Source organism: Allosphingosinicella sp., from assembly GCF_036570505.1.
Taxonomy (GTDB): domain Bacteria; phylum Pseudomonadota; class Alphaproteobacteria; order Sphingomonadales; family Sphingomonadaceae; genus Allosphingosinicella.
Window position 1 is genome coordinate 1 of the sequence record NZ_DATCYB010000085.1, and the last position, 18,824, is coordinate 18,824.

General features: G+C 66.0%; 19 protein-coding genes. 8 read left to right on the plus strand and 11 right to left on the minus strand.

From position 1 onward, the window contains the following. Positions 1 to 1,418, minus strand: a 1,418-nt coding sequence (locus VIR62_RS10800; RefSeq protein WP_431871175.1) for a helicase HerA domain-containing protein, incomplete at its 3' end; no start/stop codon positions are given. A gap of 41 nt (positions 1,419 to 1,459) precedes the next feature. Between VIR62_RS10800 and VIR62_RS10805 the strand changes: the two genes are divergently transcribed. The 7 genes from VIR62_RS10805 (at position 1,460) to VIR62_RS10835 (ending at position 6,755) form a co-directional block, all read left to right on the plus strand. Next, positions 1,460 to 1,831: a hypothetical protein gene (locus VIR62_RS10805; RefSeq protein WP_431871176.1), complete on the plus strand. Its 372-nt coding sequence runs from the start codon at positions 1,460 to 1,462 to the stop codon at positions 1,829 to 1,831. A gap of 40 nt (positions 1,832 to 1,871) precedes the next feature. After that, positions 1,872 to 2,123, plus strand: a complete 252-nt coding sequence (locus VIR62_RS10810; protein ID WP_431871177.1) for a hypothetical protein — start codon at positions 1,872 to 1,874, stop codon at positions 2,121 to 2,123. Positions 2,124 to 2,244: 121 nt separating this feature from the next. Beyond that, complete coding sequence (locus tag VIR62_RS10815; protein WP_431871179.1) at positions 2,245 to 4,026, plus strand: copper resistance system multicopper oxidase; 1,782 nt, start codon at positions 2,245 to 2,247, stop codon at positions 4,024 to 4,026. Next, positions 4,023 to 5,069, plus strand: coding sequence for a copper resistance protein B (locus VIR62_RS10820; RefSeq protein WP_431871181.1), 1,047 nt, complete (start codon positions 4,023 to 4,025; stop codon positions 5,067 to 5,069). Before VIR62_RS10815 ends, VIR62_RS10820 begins: the two co-directional genes overlap by 4 nt. Next, positions 5,069 to 5,686: a DUF2231 domain-containing protein gene (locus VIR62_RS10825; RefSeq protein ID WP_431871183.1), complete on the plus strand. Its 618-nt coding sequence runs from the start codon at positions 5,069 to 5,071 to the stop codon at positions 5,684 to 5,686. Before VIR62_RS10820 ends, VIR62_RS10825 begins: the two co-directional genes overlap by 1 nt. 136 nt (positions 5,687 to 5,822) lie before the next feature. Further along, complete coding sequence (locus tag VIR62_RS10830) at positions 5,823 to 6,173, plus strand: DUF4396 domain-containing protein (RefSeq protein WP_431871185.1); 351 nt, start codon at positions 5,823 to 5,825, stop codon at positions 6,171 to 6,173. A 69-nt stretch (positions 6,174 to 6,242) separates the two neighbouring features. Next, entirely contained in the window at positions 6,243 to 6,755 is a 513-nt protein-coding gene (locus tag VIR62_RS10835) for a DUF305 domain-containing protein (RefSeq protein ID WP_431871187.1), read from the plus strand. 51 nt (positions 6,756 to 6,806) lie between these two features. Here the strand turns inward: VIR62_RS10835 and VIR62_RS10840 are convergent, their stop codons facing one another. The 6 genes from VIR62_RS10840 to VIR62_RS10865 all read right to left on the minus strand — a co-directional run bounded on the left by VIR62_RS10840 (position 6,807) and on the right by VIR62_RS10865 (position 13,132). Further along, on the minus strand, positions 6,807 to 7,553 hold the full coding sequence (locus tag VIR62_RS10840; protein ID WP_431871189.1) for a PepSY domain-containing protein: 747 nt from the start codon (positions 7,551 to 7,553) through the stop codon (positions 6,807 to 6,809). A 14-nt stretch (positions 7,554 to 7,567) separates the two neighbouring features. Beyond that, positions 7,568 to 7,966, minus strand: a complete 399-nt coding sequence (cueR, locus tag VIR62_RS10845) for a Cu(I)-responsive transcriptional regulator (RefSeq protein ID WP_431871191.1) — start codon at positions 7,964 to 7,966, stop codon at positions 7,568 to 7,570. Continuing rightward, positions 7,963 to 10,158, minus strand: a complete 2,196-nt coding sequence (locus VIR62_RS10850; protein ID WP_431871193.1) for a copper-transporting P-type ATPase — start codon at positions 10,156 to 10,158, stop codon at positions 7,963 to 7,965. The genes cueR and VIR62_RS10850 overlap by 4 nt, the downstream gene beginning before the upstream one ends. A gap of 64 nt (positions 10,159 to 10,222) precedes the next feature. Then, positions 10,223 to 11,065 carry an AAA family ATPase gene (locus VIR62_RS10855; RefSeq protein ID WP_431871195.1) on the minus strand — a complete coding sequence of 281 codons (843 nt, stop codon included), beginning with the start codon at positions 11,063 to 11,065 and terminating at the stop codon, positions 10,223 to 10,225. A gap of 41 nt (positions 11,066 to 11,106) precedes the next feature. Continuing rightward, entirely contained in the window at positions 11,107 to 11,775 is a 669-nt protein-coding gene (locus VIR62_RS10860) for a DUF6975 family protein (protein WP_431871197.1), read from the minus strand. A 1,069-nt stretch (positions 11,776 to 12,844) separates the two neighbouring features. Next, positions 12,845 to 13,132 carry a PspC domain-containing protein gene (locus VIR62_RS10865; RefSeq protein WP_431871198.1) on the minus strand — a complete coding sequence of 96 codons (288 nt, stop codon included), beginning with the start codon at positions 13,130 to 13,132 and terminating at the stop codon, positions 12,845 to 12,847. Positions 13,133 to 13,420: 288 nt separating this feature from the next. Here VIR62_RS10865 and VIR62_RS10870 point away from each other — a divergent pair, with 288 nt between their 5' ends. Beyond that, positions 13,421 to 13,771 carry a cupin domain-containing protein gene (locus tag VIR62_RS10870; RefSeq protein ID WP_431871200.1) on the plus strand — a complete coding sequence of 117 codons (351 nt, stop codon included), beginning with the start codon at positions 13,421 to 13,423 and terminating at the stop codon, positions 13,769 to 13,771. Between the two features lie 167 nt (positions 13,772 to 13,938). Here VIR62_RS10870 and rpoD read toward each other — a convergent pair whose 3' ends face one another. The 4 genes from rpoD to VIR62_RS10890 are packed head-to-tail and all read right to left on the minus strand — an operon-like array spanning position 13,939 to position 18,730. Then, positions 13,939 to 15,966, minus strand: a complete 2,028-nt coding sequence (rpoD, locus tag VIR62_RS10875; protein WP_431871202.1) for an RNA polymerase sigma factor RpoD — start codon at positions 15,964 to 15,966, stop codon at positions 13,939 to 13,941. Between the two features lie 13 nt (positions 15,967 to 15,979). After that, positions 15,980 to 17,830 carry a DNA primase gene (gene dnaG / locus VIR62_RS10880; RefSeq protein WP_431871203.1) on the minus strand — a complete coding sequence of 617 codons (1,851 nt, stop codon included), beginning with the start codon at positions 17,828 to 17,830 and terminating at the stop codon, positions 15,980 to 15,982. Beyond that, positions 17,827 to 18,237, minus strand: coding sequence for an endonuclease domain-containing protein (locus tag VIR62_RS10885; RefSeq protein WP_431871205.1), 411 nt, complete (start codon positions 18,235 to 18,237; stop codon positions 17,827 to 17,829). Before VIR62_RS10885 ends, dnaG begins: the two co-directional genes overlap by 4 nt. Before the next feature lie 40 nt (positions 18,238 to 18,277). Beyond that, complete coding sequence (locus VIR62_RS10890; protein WP_431871206.1) at positions 18,278 to 18,730, minus strand: GatB/YqeY domain-containing protein; 453 nt, start codon at positions 18,728 to 18,730, stop codon at positions 18,278 to 18,280. Positions 18,731 to 18,824: the final 94 nt, after the last annotated feature.

Sequence of the window (18,824 nt, forward strand, 5' to 3'; positions counted from 1 at the left end):
GCGGTGGTCCAGCCAAGGCGGGGAATGGCGATGGAACGCCTCCCGGAAAGGTCGGTGCGCGAGGCGATGATCTGCCGCTCCTCCATCCAGGCGAGGAGTCTACGGACGCGCGCGGGGGAACTGGTGCCATAGGCCTCGGCCAAGGCTTCGTCCGATGGGCAGGGCGAGCCCTCCCGCGCAGCCCGGGCGACAAGGAGGAAGGGCGCCAGTATGTCCTCCGGCAGCTCCGCGCCGATAGCGAGAGTAGGCTCCCATTCCTCACACAGATCGAGAATGCCGGCTCGCGCCATCGCGAGGCGGCGGCGGAAGCCGGCGAGGTCGAGTGGCGGCAGACCCAGGCGCCGCATCCGGCAGCGGAGCACGAAATCCTGATAGAGAGCCGGAACGGGCTGGAAGGTCGAGCCCGGCTCCTCGGTCAGCTCGCGCAGGATCCGGGAGACGATGGCCTCCTGCTCCCCCTCGTCGAAGGTCGGAAGGGAGGGCGCCGCGCGGGCTGACTCGGGCGCCGGGATCAGGTCGTCGGCCGGGACGAGCGCGGGTGGCGGCGGTGGGGGAAGCGCTTCCTCGGGCGCGGGGGCGAGGAGAAGACTCTCCATATCCTCGGCGGCGGACGGGAGTGGCACCAGCTTGGGGCTGCCGCTGCGGGCGGCGGTCTTCACCTCGCCGATGCGCACGCTGATGGGGCGGCGGGAGACGGCGGGACCGAGCGCCAGGAAATGGCCGCGTTCAAGGTCTCGGATGACCTCGGCCTGCCGCCGCTCCATGCCGAGCAGATCGGCCGCGCGCGCCATGTCGATATCGAGGAAAGTGCGGCCCATCAGGAAGTTGGACGCCTCGGCCGCCACGTTCTTGGCGAGCTTGGCGAGCCGCTGCGTGGCGATCACTCCGGCCAGCCCGCGCTTCCTACCCCGGCACATCAGGTTGGTCATCGCGCCCAATGACGCGCGACGGGCCTCGTCGGGGACCTCCCCCGCCGCGGCGGGCGCGAAGACCTGGGCCTCGTCGACGACGACCAGCGCCGGGTACCAATGGTCGCGCGGCGCGTCGAACAAAGCGGAGAGGAAGGTCGCGGCGCAGCGCATCTGCGCCTCCATCTCGAGCCCCTCCAGATTGAGTACGACGGAGGCCCGATGCTCCCGCACCCGAGTGGCAAGCCGGGCGATCTCGGCGAAACTATAATCCGCCGCCTCGATCGCGACATGGCCGAAGGCGTCGGAGAGGGAGACGAAATCGCCCTCCGGATCGATCACCACCTGCTGCACGAGCCCGGCGCTGCCTTCGAGGAGGCGGCGCAGCAGGTGCGACTTGCCCGAACCCGAATTGCCCTGGACCAGGAGGCGGGTGGCGAGGAGCTCCTCCAGGTCCATCGCGACGGCCGCGCCCGAACCGTCCAGCCCCATGTCGATTTTTACAGTCACCAGCCGCTCTTGGCCGATGGGCGGGCCGCTCCGCAAGGGGCATGATCCGCCTGTTGCCAGCCCGTCGCAAGCGGCCTATTTGTCCGCCGGTGAAGCGCTTCCTTCAGCTCCTGACCGCACTGGCCATGCTGCTGGCGCCGCTGACGATGGTCGGCGGCGGCGCGGCGATGGCGATGCCGCATGATATGGCTACCGAAGCCGGAATGGATCATTGCGCCGGCATGGACGAGCCTTCGAAGGACCAGCCACGCGGCGACATCGAATGCATGATGGCCTGCGCGGCGATCCCGCCACTGGCTTCACGATTCGAGGCGCGGCTGATGGCGTCGGCGCCTTTGCCGCGCGCTTTCGTGGCGACCGAAGCCCGCGGCCTCGATCCCGAAGCCGAAACGCCGCCTCCCCGATCCTCCTGAAGCGAATCCCCGATACAGACGCTTTTCAGGAGATTTAGACATGAAGACGCTCATTGCCGCGATCGCGCTGACGATCGCCGTTCCCGCCGCCGCGCAGACCACCGCCGATCCCCACGCCGCCCACAAGACGACCGAGCATGAAGGCCATGAAAAGGGCCAGCATGAGGGCCACATGATGGACTGCTGCAAGGATGCCGACGGCAACGGCAAGATGGACTGCTGCGAGGCGATGGAAAGCGGCGAGGCCGACGAGTCCAAGGCCGGCCACGAAGGCCATCAGATGAAGCATTGACGGGCGCCGGGCGGGGGCTCGGCGCCTCCGCCCACGCTTTCGCGACCGGCGCTTGACCTTGGCATCGTGTCAGGCCTGACAAGGCGCGCCGGACGGCGTTCGGCCGCCTCGGGATTTTGAAATGAACCATATATCCACATGGGACCGCCGCGCGCTGCTGCGCGGCGCCGCGCTCGGTGGCCTCGGCGTCGGGCTTCACGGATTGTTCCCCGCCTGGGCACAGTCGGGAAGCCCTGGCCTCGCCCCACAAATGCCCATCCTCTCGGGCGAGGACATACACCTCAAGGTCGCGCACAGCCCGTTCACGGTCGGCGGCCGCACCGGCCATGCGATCACGATGAACGGCGTTCTCCCGGCCCCACTCATCCGTCTGCGTGAAGGGCAAAATGCCCGCATCCACGTCGAGAACGCGCTCGATGAGGACACGTCCATCCACTGGCACGGCTTCATCCTGCCGTTCCACATGGACGGCGTGCCCGGCATCAGCTTCCCGGGCATCCAGCCAAGGACCACCTTCACCTACGAGTTCCCAGTCATCCAGAACGGCACCTACTGGTATCACAGCCATTCGGGGCTCCAGGAGCAGATCGGCCATTACGGCCCGATCGTCATCGATCCGGTTAATACCGATCCGGTCGCCTCCGACCGCGAGCATGTGATCGTCCTGTCCGACTGGACCTTCCTTCATCCGCACCAGGTGATGGGCAAGCTCAAGAAGCAGGGCGGCTATTTCAACCGTCAGAAGCAGACGCTCGCCGGCCTGCTAGGCGAGGGCGATCCGGAAGAGGCCATGTCCCTCTCCGATCGCCTGATGTGGGGCGGCATGCGCATGGACCCGACCGACATCGCCGACGTGACGGGTTTCACCTATACCTACCTCATCAACGGCCACGGCCCCGCCGAGAACTGGACCGGCCTCTTCCGCCCCGGCGAGCGGGTACGCCTGCGCTTCATCAACGCCTCGGCCATGACCATCTTCAACATCCGCATTCCCGGCCTGCCGATGACCATGGTCAACGCGGACGGGCAAAATGTGCGGCCCGTCGAGGTCGACGAATTCCAGATTTCGGTGGCGGAGACCTACGACGCCATCGTCACGCCGACCGAGGACAAGGCCTTCACCCTCGTCGCGGAATCGATAGACCGCTCGGGTCTGGGTCGGGCGACGCTGGCGCCGCGCATGGGCATGCAAGCGCCGGTTCCGGCGCTAAGGCCACGTCCGACCCTGTCGATGAAGGACATGGGCATGGGTGGGATGGACCACGGCGCGATGAGTCATGGCTCCATGCAGGAAATGGATCACGGCTCCGGCACTGGCGGCATGGACGGAATGAGCCACGACATGCGCGACAAGTCGCTCGTTCCGCCCGACGTGAAGGTCGGCGTCGGCGTCGACATGATCGCGCCGATGCCGGTCGACCGCACCGGCGACCGGCCGCTGGGCCTGGAGGACGTGCCGCACCGCGTCCTCACCTACCACGACCTCGCGCCGCTGACGCCGTTCCACGACACACGCGAGCCGACCCGCAGCGTCGACATCCACCTCACCGGCAACATGGAACGCTTCATGTGGTCGTTTGACGGCAGGAAGATGAACGAAGGGGCCGAGCCGATCCGCTTCGCCCTGGGCGAGCGCGTCCGCGTCAACCTCATCAATGACAGCATGATGAGTCACCCCATCCACATCCACGGCCATCTTTTCGAGGTCGTGACCGGCATGCCGCACGGCAATCCCGTGAAGCACACGGTGAACGTGATGCCCGGCGGCAAGGCGAGCTTCGACCTCACTGCCGACGCCCCCGGCGACTGGGCCTTCCACTGCCACCTCCTCTACCACATGCACGCCGGCATGATGAACGTGGTGAAGATCCGGCCGATGGACGATGAAGGAGAGGTCGCATGAAGCCCTTCCTGATCGCGCTCGGCGCCTCCGTGTTCGCCTTCCCCTCGGCCGCGCTCGCCCAGCATGCCGGCCATTCTTCCCCTCCCGCGCCCGCGCAGGACGCGCATGCCGGCCACGAGATGCCGCCTCCGCCCGCGCCGGAACCGGCCGATCCGCATGCCGGTCACGACATGGGCTCCGAGCCGGAGCCGCAGCCCACGGATCCGCACGCCGGGCACGTCATGCCCCGGGAAGCGCCCGCCGACCCGCATGCGGGCCGCGCCATGCCGGGAATGGCCGCCGAGAATGCCCCGCCGGTCGCCCCGCCTCCACCGGAGGCCTTTCAGGGGGCGGAGCATGCCGGGACGACCGTCTGGGACCGCGAACTCTTCCTCCGCAAACGCGAGACGGCCCTGATCAAGGAGCATGGCGGCTTCACCACGGGCATAGTGCTCGTCGACCGGCTCGAATACCGGGCGCTGGAGGGGCGCGACGGCTACAAGTGGGACGGCCAAGGCTGGTACGGCGGCGACTATCACAAAATCTGGTTCAAAAGCGAAGGCGAGGGCGGCTTCGGCGAAGCCCCGGAACAGGCCGAGGTGCAACTCCTCTACAGCCGCGCCCTCGACCCATGGTTCAACCTCCAGGCCGGCATCCGCCATGATTTCCGCCCCTACCCGGAGCGCACCCATCTCGTCCTCGGCATCCAGGGCCTCGCCCCCTATTGGTTCGAGGTGGATGGCCAGCTGTTCCTCTCGGACAAGGGCGATGTAACCGCCCGCTTCGAGGCGGAATATGACCAGAGGATCACGCAAAAGCTGATCCTCCAGCCACTCGTCGAATTCGATCTCGCCGCCCAGGACGTGCCCGAGCTGGGCATCGGCGCTGGTCTGTCCTCGGTCGAGGCCGGCCTCCGCCTCCGCTACGAATTCGCCCCCGAGTTCGCGCCCTATATCGGCGTCGAATATGAACGGAAATTCGGTGACACGGCCGACTTCGCTCGCACGGCGGGCGAGGATGTCGGCGGCTGGGCCCTCCTGATCGGGCTCAGAAGCTGGCTCTGATGCATTGGGCGGCCGTCGCCATACTGTTCGTCGGCCTCATGCTCGGTGGGGTGTCGCCCGCCTCGGCGCATAAGGCCCATGAGCGTAACGAAGTCGCCGAAGCCCTGTCTGAGGCGCCCAAGTCGTTGTCCAGCTCTTCGGCCGCGCCGTCACCCGAAACGCAAACGAAGGTGACGGAGGAGGCGCGGTCTCCCACGTTCGAGCGGCTGCTCGACTGGCTTGGGCGGCTACATCCGTCGATCGTCCATTTCCCGCTCGCCTTCGTGCCGGCGGCCCTGTTCACGGCGGTCGTCGGACGCCGGAGACCCGGATTTCAAGAGGCGACGCGCTTCCTCATTCTCGCCGGTGGTCTCACCGCGCCGGTGGCGATGCTCCTCGGCTGGCTCGATGGCGGCTGGTCTCTCTGGGACAAGGATCGGATAATGACGGTGCATCGCTGGCTCGGCACAGCCATCGGCATTGGCGGCCTCGCCTTGGCGGCATGGGTTCTGGTTCGGCCGAGGCACGTCCACGGGAACGTCATGCTGGCCGTCCTCGTTGCCATGACGGCCGCCATCCTTGTGCAGGGCTGGCATGGCGGCGCGCTGATCCACGGCGTCGATCACTTGGCGTGGTGAGCCCGTGGCATCCGGAGTCGCGCGCTCCGTTGGCGCATCTTCGGCCTGCGGGATTGACGGTCCGGATTTCGATCGGAGGGGTTCATGGATCACGAGCACCCACGACGAGGCGCGGGCGCAGGCGCACTCGGCCGGGATGTCGCTCAATCGCCTGGCCTTTACCGCGACCGTTCACTGCCTGTCCGGCTGCGCGACCGGCGAAATGCTGGGCATGGTGATCGGCACGGCGCTCGCTTGGTCGAATGTGCAAACCATCGTGCTCGCCGTCATCCTCGCCTTCCTCTTCGGCTACGCCTTCACGATGGTGCCGCTCGTGCGCGCGGGCCTCGCCTTCGGCGCGGTACTGAAGCTGGCTCTCGCGGCCGACACCGTCTCGGTCCCGATCATGGAGATTGTCGACAACGCGATCATGCTGATCATCCCCGGCGCGATGGACGCGGGGCTTGACAGCTTTCTCTTCTGGGGCAGCCCGCGCTCGCGCTCCTGATCGCCGGCGCGGCCGCCTTTCCCGTCAACCGATGGCTGATCGCGCGTGGCAAGGACCATGCCGTCGTTCATGAACACCATCATCATTGAGGGGCCTTTCATGCCGGAACATGCAGGACATCGGGAGTCGGGCCACGGAGTGAAGGGACACTATGGCGCGCTTGGCATCGAGATGGCGGCCCATTTCGTCATCATGTACCTCGTCATGTACACGATGATCGCGACGCTCGATCATTTCTATTTCAACAACAACACTCTCTGGATGACGCTGATGATGGTGACGCCGATGGCGCTCATCATGATGCTCACCATGCGCCCGATGTTTCCCTCAAGATCGCTTAACGTCGCCGTCGCCACAGTCGCGATGCTGGTGTTCGCCGGCAGCTTCTGGGCCATGCGCGTGCAGGGCGGCATCGGCAACGAGGAGTTTTTGAAGTCGATGATCCCGCACCATTCGGGCGCCATCCTGATGTGCGAGCAGGCGTCGATCACCGACCCGGAAATCATCGACCTCTGCCGGGAGATTGTAGAATCGCAGAGGCGCGAGGTCGCTCAGATGCGACGGCTTCTCGAGCGCTACTGAACGCGCGAGCCACAGAACGAGAGTCCGACCCCTTCGCGCGGGCGCGAACCTTTAGGCCCGCGCTTCAGCGGCCCTGGCCTCCCGCCGGGCCTTCCGGCGTTTCCGCCAGCCGTGATAGCCGAAGCGGCTCGGGAACATGATGATTCCGGTGACGATCACGATCAGCGCCAGCGCCGTCGAGATGATGAGCAGCGGCGTGTTGAAGTCCTCGTGATTCTTGAAGTCCATGATGTGGAGCGACCAGAGGAAGTCGAAGGTGCGCCACAGAGTCGATCGCCGCGCCGTGACCGCGCCGGTGTCGGCGGCGACATAGAGGGCGCGGTTGGCGCCGTCCTCGAAATCGATCCGCCAGGCGGGGAGGGGGCCGCGATATTCGGTGGTGTTCTCGGTCACCTGGCTGACGCGCGCCGCCCGCTCGTCCCCGTCATGGTCGCGCTCGGCGATGGCCACGGCCATGGAAGCGGGGATGGGGGAAATCTGCTGCCCGGTGGAAAGATTGTAGAGGCGGGGACGCGCTTCGCCGTTGCTGACCAGGGCCACCGGCTTGTCCAGCAGGCTGCGGAGCTCGATCTTGTCCGCCGCGGCCGCCTGCGATCCCGCGATCCGCTGGAGGCCGATGGCGGCGGTGCTGAGGGAGACCGGCTGGATCGGCAACTCGGCGATGCGATGCTCGCTCCGTACCGTCTCGATCGGCGCGATGGCGAAGAACAGCCCGCTGACGAACCAGAACAGGATCTGGATCGCCATCAGCAGCGCCAGCCATTTGTGAACCTTCGCCGAAACCCGCGCCCAACTCATTTGGGATGCTCCCTCTACTGGGGAGAGGGCGTAGCAAGCCTTTCTATGATGGGGCAATCCGGGCGATCGTTGCCGTGGCATTTTTCGGCAAGGTCGAGCAGGGATGCCCGCATAGCCTCCAGCGCCTCCGCCTTCCGATGCAGTTCCTCGGCGCGGGCGAGGGCGAGCGCCTTCACCTCGGCGCTGGCGCGCTCCTTGTCCGACCAGAGCGAGAGAAGCCGCCCGATCTCCTCGATCGGAAAGCCGAGGTCGCGGGCGTTGGCGATAAAGCGGAGGCGGGCGACGTCGGCCGGCGCATAGTCGCGATAGCCCGAGTCGCGGCGCGGCGGCGCGGGGATGAGGCCGATCTTCTCATAGTGGCGGATCATCCGCTGCGAGACGCCGCTCGCCTTCGAGGCCGCGCCGATATTCATAGCCTCACCCTGTTGAGCCTCAGCGCGTTGGCTACCACGGTCACCGACGAAAGCGCCATCGCCGCTCCCGCGAACATCGGCGACATCAGGGTGCCGAACGGCGGGTAAAGTATACCAGCGGCGATCGGCAGGCCGATGCCGTTGAACAGGAACGAGAAGAACAGGTTCTGCCGCACGTTCCGCATCGTCGCATCGGCGAGACGCCGGGCGCGGACGACGGCGGAAAGGTCGCCGCGGGTGAGCGTGATGCCGGCGCTTTCGATGGCGACGTCGGTGCCGGTGCCCATGGCGAGGCCGACATCGGCGGCAGCGAGGGCGGGGGCGTCGTTGATGCCATCGCCGGCCATGGCGACGCGGGCGCCGGAGGCCTTGAGGCGGGCAACGAAATCGGCCTTGTCCCCGGGCCTCATCTCAGCATGGACCTCATCGACTCCGACCTGCCGCGCCACGGCGTCGGCGGTGATCGGGTTGTCGCCGGTCAGCATGATGACGCGGATGCCCTCGCGGTGGAGGTCGGCCATCGCCTGATGGGCGTTGGCGCGAACGGGGTCCGCGACGGCGAGGAGTCCCGCGAGCTTGCCATCCACGGCCACAAACATCACGCCCGCGCCATTGCGGCGGCGTTCGTCGGCTGTCACCGATAGCGGTGACGGATCGACGCCAACCCGCTTCATCTGGGCCTTGTTGCCGACGACGACCGAGCGCCCGCCGACGTTGGCGCTGACGCCCAAACCGGTCTGTGAATCGAAGTCCTCGGCCGGGGCGATCTCGCCCTTCTCGGCCGCTGCGACCACGATCGCGTGGGCGAGGGGGTGCTCCGATGGCTGCTCAACAGAGGCGGCGAGCGACAGCAGCTCCCGGTCGGCGAAGCCGTTCACCGTTTCGATCGCGGCGAGAGCGGGCTTGCCTTCGGTCAAGGTGCCCGTCTTGTCGACGACGAGCGTGTCCACCTTTTCCAGTCCCTGCAACGCCTCGGCATGTTTGACGAGCACGCCGACATGGGCGCCGCGCCCGGTCGCGACCATGATCGACATGGGTGTGGCGAGGCCCAGCGCACAGGGACAGGCGATTATGAGGACGGCGATGGCGTTGAGGAGACCGTGCCCCATCGCCGGCTCGGGGCCGACGAGGCTCCAGACCACGAACGTCCCGGCGGCGAGCACGAGCACGAGGGGCACGAACCAGCCCGCGATGCGGTCGGCGACGGCCTGGATGGGCGCGCGGCTGCGCTGCGCCTCGGCGACCATGCGGACGATGCCGGCGAGCATCGTTTCCGAACCGACGGCCCGCGCCTCGATGACCAGGCTGCCGCGGCCGTTGACCGTGCCGGCGGCGACGGTGGAGTCCTTTTCCTTGGCGACCGGCACCGGTTCGCCGGTCAGCATCGATTCGTCCACCGAAGAACGTCCGTCGAGCACGACGCCGTCGACCGGCACGGCCTCGCCGGGACGGACACGGAGTCGATCGCCGCCATGGACGGCGTCCAGCTCGACCTCCTCTTCGGAGCCATCGTCGCGAATCCGCCGCGCTGTTTTCGGCGCGAGGTTGAGCAGGGCGCGGATGGCGCGTCCGGTCGCGGCGCGGGCGCGAAGCTCCAGCACCTGGCCGAGCAGCACCAGCGTGACCACCACGCCGGCCGCTTCATAATAGACGGGCACGCCGCCGCCATGGGTGCGGAAGCCGGCGGGGAAGATATCGGGCGCGAGCGTGGCGACGAGGCTGTAGAGGAACGCCGCGCCGACGCCGATGGCGATCAAGGTGAACATGTTGAAATGGCGGCTCTTGAGCGACGCCCAGCCCCGCTCGAAGAACGGCGCGCCGGCCCATAGCACGATCGGCGCGGTAAGCGCGAGCTGAACCCAGGCCGAAACCTGCGGGCTGAACAGTCCCAAGCCCAGCATCTCCGCGCCCATCGCCAGGAAGAGCAGCGGCACGGCGAGGACGGCCGCGACCTTCAGCCGCCGCGTGAAATCGACCAACTCCGGGTTCGGACCCTCGTCGAGCGAAGGCTCCATCGGTTCCAGCGCCATGCCGCAAATCGGGCAGTTGCCGGGCCCGACCTGCTGGATTTCCGGATGCATCGGGCAGGTCCAGATCGCCCCTTCCGGCGCGTCCGCTATGGGCCGTGGTCCGGAGCTCGCGGAGCAGCAGTCATGATGATGGTCGTGCTTGATCGCTCGGGCCTGATTCATGGCAAGAATTCTCCTCACCACGACCAGATAATGTCTGACACCATGTCAGGGTCAAGCCTCCCGGCTATACGCTCCGCCGGCTCATGAAGGCCAGCCGCTCGAACAGCATCACGTCCTGCTCGTTCTTGAGCAGCGCGCCGTGGAGGGGCGGGATAGCCTTCTTGGGATCGCGCGACTGGAGGACGTCGAGCGGCATGTCCTCGTGCAGCAGCAGCTTCAGCCAGTCGATCAGCTCGCTGGTCGACGGCTTCTTCTTGAGGCCGGGAACCTCCCGCACCTCGTAAAAAACGTCCATCGCCTTCGAAACCAGCATCTTCTGGATGCCGGGGAAGTGCACGTCGATGATCGCCTGCATCGTCGCCCGATCGGGAAAGGCGATGTAGTGGAAGAAGCAGCGGCGCAGGAAAGCGTCCGGCAGCTCCTTCTCGTTGTTCGACGTGATGACGACGATCGGGCGCTCGGCCGCCTTCACCGTCTCGCCGGTCTCATAGACGTGGAACTCCATCCGGTCGAGCTCCTGGAGGAGGTCGTTCGGGAACTCGATATCGGCCTTGTCGATCTCGTCGATCAGCAGCACCGGCAGGCGCGGCGAGGTGAACGCGTCCCAGAGCTTGCCGCGCTTGATGTAGTTGGCAATGTCGTGGACCCGCTCGTCGCCCAGTTGCCCGTCCCGCAGCCGCGCCACCGCGTCATATTCGTAGAGGCCTTGGTGGGCTTTGGTGGTCGACTTGACGTGCCATTCGATGAGGGGGGCGCCGATTGCGTCGGCGATCTCGTGGGCGAGGATGGTCTTGCCGGTGCCGGGCTCGCCCTTGACGAGGAGCGGGCGGCGCAGCGCCACCGCGGCGTTGACCGCGACCTTGAGGTCGTCGGTCGCAACATAGCTTTTGGTGCCTTCGAAACGCATGGCCCGCGAATAGGGGAGGGGCCGGGTGCGCGCAACTCCCGCTAGGCGCCACGCGCCTGGGCTCTCGCCTCGAGGAGATCCCACAGCCCGAAATGCTGGATGACGACCTGCTCGGCGCCGAAATACATGGCGCGCTGGACCGACGGCGAGGTCGCGAAGCTGTCGGCGAGGAGATGGATTGCGGCCGGATCGGTGAACGGCCAGACCGGGCTTTCGACGCCGAAACGCCGCGCGGCCGTGTCGAGCACGCCGCGGATCGCGCTCCAGTCGATGACGACCGCCATCGCCGCGCCCAGGGCGCAGCCGTTCCGCTCCGACTGCGACAGCATCTCCATCGCGTGACGCTGCCCGAGCACGGCGCCTTCGCTGTCGCCCGATCCCGGGGTGCTGGGAAGCGGCCCGGCGGCGACGGCGAGCCGCGCGAGATAGGCGCGCTCGGCGGCGAAGGCATAGGTCGCGTCCGCCAGCCAGCGCCGTGCCCCGGCATCGACGCAGCGGTTGGAGGCGTGGTCGACCACGCCCGGATAGCGGCCGTGAAGGGCGCCGAGGAAATGCACCGCGTCGGCCAGGTTGCGGGCCGCGTCCGGGCCTTTCAGCAGCGGGTCGGAGGTGAGCCAGGCATGCGCCGCGCTGCCCTGGGCGGCCGCGCAGCCCAGCAACAGCTCGCCGGCGCGAATGCCGCCTGCAAGACCGACCGATGCTGAAGCCATGTGAGGCCCTCCCGAAACGATAAACCCGAAGTCCGCGGCCTTATCCACCATCTACCTAAACCGATTGGCGTAAAAACGAGGTTTACGCGGCGTTAGGGGCGCAGAAAGCTGTGGAAAACTTGCCGTGGCCCCTTCGAACCAACGACTTGCCGCCGCCCCGCGCCCGCCGCCCGCCCTCGTAATGTATAACCATATAGGATAATTCCCTTGACATTTCCGCCCAAAAATAGAACATACCAAGAACTGCGGGAGGCGCGGATGGCGAAGGCGGCGGGGCGCGGCGGCTCGAGAAACCGGGGCAGGCGGAAGGTCGGCGGACCGTGGTGGTAGGTATGGCTGCACGGCCGCTTCCCCGAGCTGGAAGCGGAGATGATGGGGATGATCGCGGGCGGGGGTTATGAGGGACCCGGCGCGTTGCCGGACCGGGCGGATGCGATGGTGTGGGGATTACGGAGTTGCTTCTGGGGAAGGAGAGGGCGGAGCCGAGTGTTGTGAGGCCGAAGTGTAAGCTTCACAACAGGGGGGAGGTCACCTTTGGTTGCTGTTAGAGCGCCCGTACTTGACCATCAATTCACGCTTTCTCTCCTGAAGACTGGCCACCATCTTGTCTAGCTTCGCGCGAGCCTAGTTTGCTTCCTTTCGCTTCCATTTCAGCAGCTGGATCGTGCGCTCAACAGCGACAACAATCTTCGACGCCTCTTCTACAGACGCATAGGATGGCCCCTACTAAGCTGCTGGCGCCGGAATTCACGGCGTGGAGCAGGTTTACCGACTATTCGTTGGCTCTACCAAGTTCCTCGTCGAGAATTGATTTCGCTTCTATAGCAAGTGCTTTGAACGTAGCGGAATGCTCTGTGGGGAGGAAAAGGCCGGTTATGCTGCTCCCTTTGACAAAGAGAGGGAGCAGAGCGGCCATATCGTCGGCAATTTTTGTCACCTCTTCGATCACGGGTAGAACGTCGCTGGACAGCTGGTCGCGGACTACCCCAATTTGCTCTGTCACCGCGGATGACGCCGTGCGACCTACATTGGAGTTGACGCGGAGCGGCGGCGATAAATCGCCGCCGGATCACGCAGCCAACCGCACCCAATCCTGCTCGGCCTCGACCGGCTCGGGCTCCGCGTGGGCCTCGACGTCGGCGGCCTGGCGCGGCTCCGGATAGACCCAGCGAGACACGAAAACGACCGCACCGGCCGCCGCATAGCCGGCGAGGGTCACGACCGGGTTGAAGAAGAGCAGCAGAGGAAGCGCCAGCCGCAGCCAGATGGGATTGAAACCGAAATCGTCGCCGATCGCCTGGCACACGCCGAAGAAAGTGTCGTCGCGGGCGATGAGGGAAGGCTGGGCGGTTGGCATGTTGGGGCTCCTGTTGAGTTGGTTGCGGGGTGTAGAGCAGGAGCCGTGCCAGATTGGGGAAGGCGGGGGCTTTCAGGGGGTTGATGGGGATAAGGGTTCGGCGCGGGCGCTGATGTAGTGAGATGCGCCACCAATTGTTGGGAAATTTCGCCAATGCCCGTATACCCGCATCCGTGGTGCTAAGCGTTTCTTCGTGGGAGTGAGCGTCCGGGCCATATAATTCGGCCTTATCGACCGACCCGGGATTTTAGTTGGCAATCCCGCTCGGGACGGGCGACCTTTCGGTCCATGTCAGCGGAACCCCCGGCCATCCCTTCGCCCGTCGAACCCCTCGTGATCAGCGGCGCGGTCACCGACGCGTACGACAACCGAAGCATCGCGACGGTGAACGATCATGAGATTCGCCTGAGCGTCATGACCTCCGGCTTTCCCTGGCATCGCCACCCGGACTCGGATGAAACCTTCGCCGTTCTCGAAGGCGAGCTGGTCATCGAGTTCGAAGCCGGCGAGGTCATCTTGAAGCCGGGCCAGATGCTGACGGTGCCGCGGGGCGTCCTCCACCGCACCCGGCCAAAGGGTGCGCGATCGGTCAACATCACGTTCGAACGGGTGGGGGCGGGGACGGAGTTTGTGGGGTGAGGGTAAGAGCGATGAGGCGGGGTGTTGAAGAGAAGAGGCCGTCACGGGAGTGAATCCCGTGACGTCGATCGGGTTCAGCCTTGCTGACCCGTCGGCCGGCCTGCGCGGTCTCTTCGACATAAGCTCGGATTTGCTGCGCAAATCAGAGCTTATGCTCGGCCGCTTGGCTATTGATCCAGGAAACTCCGCATCTTCCGGCTGCGGCTCGGATGCTTCAGCTTCCTCAGCGCCTTGGCCTCGATCTGGCGGATGCGTTCGCGGGTGACGCTGAATTGCTGGCCGACTTCCTCCAGCGTGTGATCGGTGTTCATGCCGATGCCGAAGCGCATGCGCAGGACGCGTTCCTCGCGGGGGGTGAGGGAGGCGAGGACCCGGGTGACGGTCTCCTTGAGGTTGGCCTGGATGGCGGCGTCCACCGGGATGACCGCGTTCTTGTCCTCGATGAAGTCGCCCAAATGGCTGTCTTCCTCGTCGCCGATGGGGGTTTCGAGGCTGATCGGCTCCTTGGCGATCTTCATCACCTTGCGGACCTTTTCGAGCGGCATGGAGAGGCGCTCGGCCAGCTCCTCCGGAGTCGGCTCGCGGCCGATTTCGTGGAGGATCTGGCGGGAGGTGCGGACCAGCTTGTTGATCGTCTCGATCATGTGGACCGGGATGCGGATGGTGCGGGCCTGGTCGGCGATCGAGCGGGTGATCGCCTGGCGAATCCACCAGGTGGCGTAGGTCGAGAACTTGTAGCCGCGGCGGTATTCGAACTTATCGACCGCCTTCATGAGGCCGATATTACCTTCCTGAATAAGATCAAGGAATTGCAGGCCCCTGTTCGTATATTTTTTCGCGATGGAGATGACGAGGCGCAGGTTCGCCTCGACCATTTCCTTCTTGGCGATGCGGGCCTCCCGCTCGGCCTTCTGGACCTGGTTCACGATGCGGCGGAATTCGGCGAGGCTCATGCCGGTGGCCAGGGCGATCTCGGCGATCTCGGTGCGGATGCGCTCGATCGCGGCGGCTTCCTCGGCGCAGAAGGCGGCCCATTTCTTGTCGGTCTTGCAGACGCGCTCCGACCAGCTCTCGTCGAGCTCGTGGCCCATATAGGATTCGAGGAAGGCTTTCCGCGGCACCTTGTGGCGCTCGGCGAGGCGCAGCATCTGGCCGCCGAGCGCGGTGAGGCGACGGTTGTAGCTGTAGAGCTGGTCGACGAGATATTCGATCTTGGCGCCGTGGAACTGGACGCTCTCGACCTCGGCGGTGAGCTGCTCGCGCAGCTTCTGGTATTTGTTCTCGTCGGCCTTGGGGAAATCCTGGCCGGCGCCCATCGCGTCCATGCGGGAGGTCTGGAGCTTCGAGAATTTCTTGAACAGCGAGGTGATGGTGGCGAATTTTTCCAGCGCCTGGGGCTTTAGCGCCTCCTCCATCTGGGCGAGGGAGAGGGTGTTGTCCTCCTCGTCATCGTCGGTCTGGCGCGGGGTGCGGCGCTCGACGAGGCTGTCCTCCTCGTCCTCGGCGCCGGCCTCGGGCTCGTCCTCGACCTCCTCTTCCTCCTTGTAGGAGGGGCCGGCGGTCTTTTCGGAAATGTCACCGTCCTCGCCGGATTCGTCACCTTCGACCTGCTCTGGGGTCGGGCCCTTGGAGAGCATGGCGTCGAGATCGAGGATTTCGCGCAGCTGCATGTTGCCCTCGTTGAGGGCGTGCGACCATTCGATGATGGCGTTGAAGGTGATCGGGCTCTCGCACAGGCCCCAGATCATCGTGTCGCGGCCGGCCTCGATGCGCTTGGCGATGGCGATCTCGCCCTCGCGAGAGAGCAATTCGACGGCGCCCATCTCGCGCAGGTACATGCGGACGGGATCGTCGGTGCGGTCGACCGTCTCCTTCTTCTTCTCGACGACGAAGGTCTGGCTGTCGCCGGCATCGACTTCCTCGACGCCCGGATCGGCCTCCTGCTCCTCCTCGTCGCCCTCCTCATTCTCGACGACGTTGATGCCCATCTCGGACAGAGCCGACATCACGTCCTCGATCTGCTCGGAGGCCATCTGGTCCTGGGGCAGGCCCTTGTTGAGCTCGTCATAGGTGATGTAGCCGCGCTTTTTGGCGCGGGCGACCAGCTTCTTGAGGGAGGCCTCGTTGAGGTCGATGAGGGGCGCATCGCCGCTCTCGGTCTTTTCGTTCGTCTCGGCCGTATTCGTCTTCGCCATTCGCACGCCTTAATCAATTCGCCAGGTCGGCCGCGTCGCCCTCGATCAGGGCCGCGAGCCGGCTGTCCGCTTCATCCCGCGCCGCCCGGAGCCGTTGCTGCTCCGCGAAAGCGGCTTCGTCGCCTTCTTCCTTCAACCGCGTGGTCGCCGCCTCGAGCGCCGCGTCAAGTCCTGGCCGTGCCGCCAAAGTCTCGATGACCAGAACGAGATCGCGGCGAGCACGTTCCGGGTCGGCGTCACGTCGGATAAAGGAAAAGGCCAAACCTTGCTTTAAGCGCAGCTCCTCCATGAGAGCCGCCGCGCCCGTCTGCGCCAATATGGTATTCAGGCCCTCCTGATCAAGCTCGCCGTGATGGAGGGCCGCATCGAGCAGCGCGGCGCGGAGCCCGGCGGCGGCTTTTTCGGCAAGCGGAAGAGCGGCAATCGCCTCGGCGTGCCCCCCGATGACGTCCGGAAAGCGCAGCAATCCGTGGAGTACCGCGCGCCCGGTCTGGCCGCCGAGGCCGCCCGTGCCGACCGCCCGGGCCTGCGGCGAAGTCGGGCGTTGAGGCACGAACTTGCCGCCTTTCGCCCAAGGCTGCTTCGGGCTCCAGGGTTCGCGTTTGGGGCGAGTGAGGGTGTTGAACCGCTCCAGCAGATCGTGGCGATACTGGTCGCGCACGTCGGGATCGCCGATCGCGGAGACGTGGTCGAGGAGGCGGCGCTTGAGGCCGGCGCGCTGTTCGGGCGTGGCGAGGGTCTCGGATATGCTTTCGTGGCGCCAGAGCCGGTCGACCAGGGATTCCGGCTTTTCGAGCAGCTCTTCGAGCGCGGCGCGGCCTTTGGCGCGGAGGAGATCGTCGGGATCCTGGCCCGGCGGCAGGGTGACGAAACCCAGCGAGCGGCCCGGGCTGACATGGGGAAGGGCGCGGAGGGCGGCGCGGACTCCGGCCTTCTGCCCGGCCGCGTCGCCGTCGAAGCAGAGGATGGGGGAGGGCGCGAGCCGCCAGAGCAGCCCGAGTTGCCCTTCGGTTAGGGCGGTGCCGAGCGGGGCCACCCCCTCGCCGATCCCGGCGCGGTCGAGGGCGATCACGTCCATCTGGCCTTCGACGACGATCACCCGCCCGGCGGCCCGGCTGGCGGGCCCCGCCTTGTCGAGATTGAACAGGGTGCGGCCCTTGTCGAACAAAGGCGTATCGGGCGAGTTCAGATATTTGGGCTCGCCGGCGCCGAGGATGCGCGCGCTGAACGCGATGCAGCGGCCGCGCGCGTCGCGGATCGGGAAGGTGAGCCGGCCCCGGAAGCGGTCGTACGGTTCCTTCCCCTCCTCGGGGAGGATCAGCAGTCCGGCCTCGACCAGCTTGTCGTTGCCGAAGGCCTTGAGGGCGCTTTTCAGCTTGCCGCGCGCGTCCGGCGCGAAACCGAAGCCGAACTTGCGCCGCGTCGCCTCGTCGATGCCGCGCAGCTCGAGATAGTCGCGGGCCGGGCCGCCCTCTACGCCGCCCAGCTGTTCGGTGAACCAGCGGGCCGCCGCTTCCATGACTTCGTATAGCCCGGCCGCGCGCTCCGCCTTGGCCTGGGCTCGCGGGTCTGGCGCGGGCACGTCCATCCCCGCAGCGTCGGCCAGCTCTTTCACCGCGTCCATGAAGCCGAGGCCCTGGGCATCGGTCAGCCACGAAATGGCGTCGCCATGCGCCTGGCAGCCGAAGCAGTGATAGAAGCCTTTCTCGTCATTGACGTAGAAGCTGGGGGTCTTCTCGCTGTGGAACGGGCAGCAGGCTTTGAATTCGCGACCGGCGCGGGTGAGCTTCAGCTGTTTCTGTATAAGGGACGAGAGCGCGGTGCGGGCGCGGAGTTCGTCGAGGAATTGGGGGGAGAGGCTCATTTATCTCCCCTCCCGCCTGCGGGAGGGGTTGGGGAGGGCCTGTCCAGCAACGCACGCTCGATCACCTGAACCACGCCGTCGGTGTTTTCGAGCACATCGTTGTTCCAGAACCTGATCACGCGATAACCTTCAGACTTCAGATAAGCGGTCCGCCCGGCACCCGTTTTCGCCTGCTCCGCGTGCTGCCCGCCATCTACTTCTATAATCAGCTTTGGGCCCCGCGACACGAAATCGCAGATGAAGGGCCCGATCGGGAACTTGGTGTTGAAACGTGTGTCGACAATTTGGCGCGCCCGAATCCTTGACCAAAGCCGGCGTTCGGCGGGGATCATGTTTCGGCGGAGTTCGCGCGAGCGGGCGGTCGGGCGGTTGGAGGCCTTGTCGGTGTAGGGCTTTCTTTTGGTCACAGGCCCTCCCCCTACCCCCTCCCGCAAGCGGGAGGGGAGATTAGCCCAATCGCGCCTTCACCATCCCGCTCGCCTTGGCCATGTCGATCTCGCCCGCGTGGCGCTCTTTCAGGACGGCCATGACCTTGCCCATGTCCTTGATCGAGCTGGCGCCGGTTTCGGCGATGATCTGGTCGATGGCGGCGTTGGCTTCCGCCTCGCTCATCTGCTGGGGGAGGAAGTCCTCGATCACGGCGACTTCCGCCTTCTCCGCGTCGGCCAGCTCCTGGCGGCCGCCCTGCTCGTACATGGTGATCGATTCGCGGCGCTGCTTGATCATTTTCTGCAGCACCTCCGTCACCAGCGCGTCATCCTCGGGCGCCTTTTCGGCGCCGCGAAGCTCGATGTCGCGGTTCTTGAGCTGGGACTGGATGAGGCGGATGGTGGCGGTGCGCGGCTTGTCGCCGGCCTTCATGGCGGCGATCTGCGCCGCTTTTAATCGCTCGCGAATCATGGGTCTCTCTATGTCGGATTTCACCGGAAAGGGAGCACGATAGCCCCCGCGTTCCGGTTTTAATAGATTGACGCTCACCGCGCCGGCCACTAGC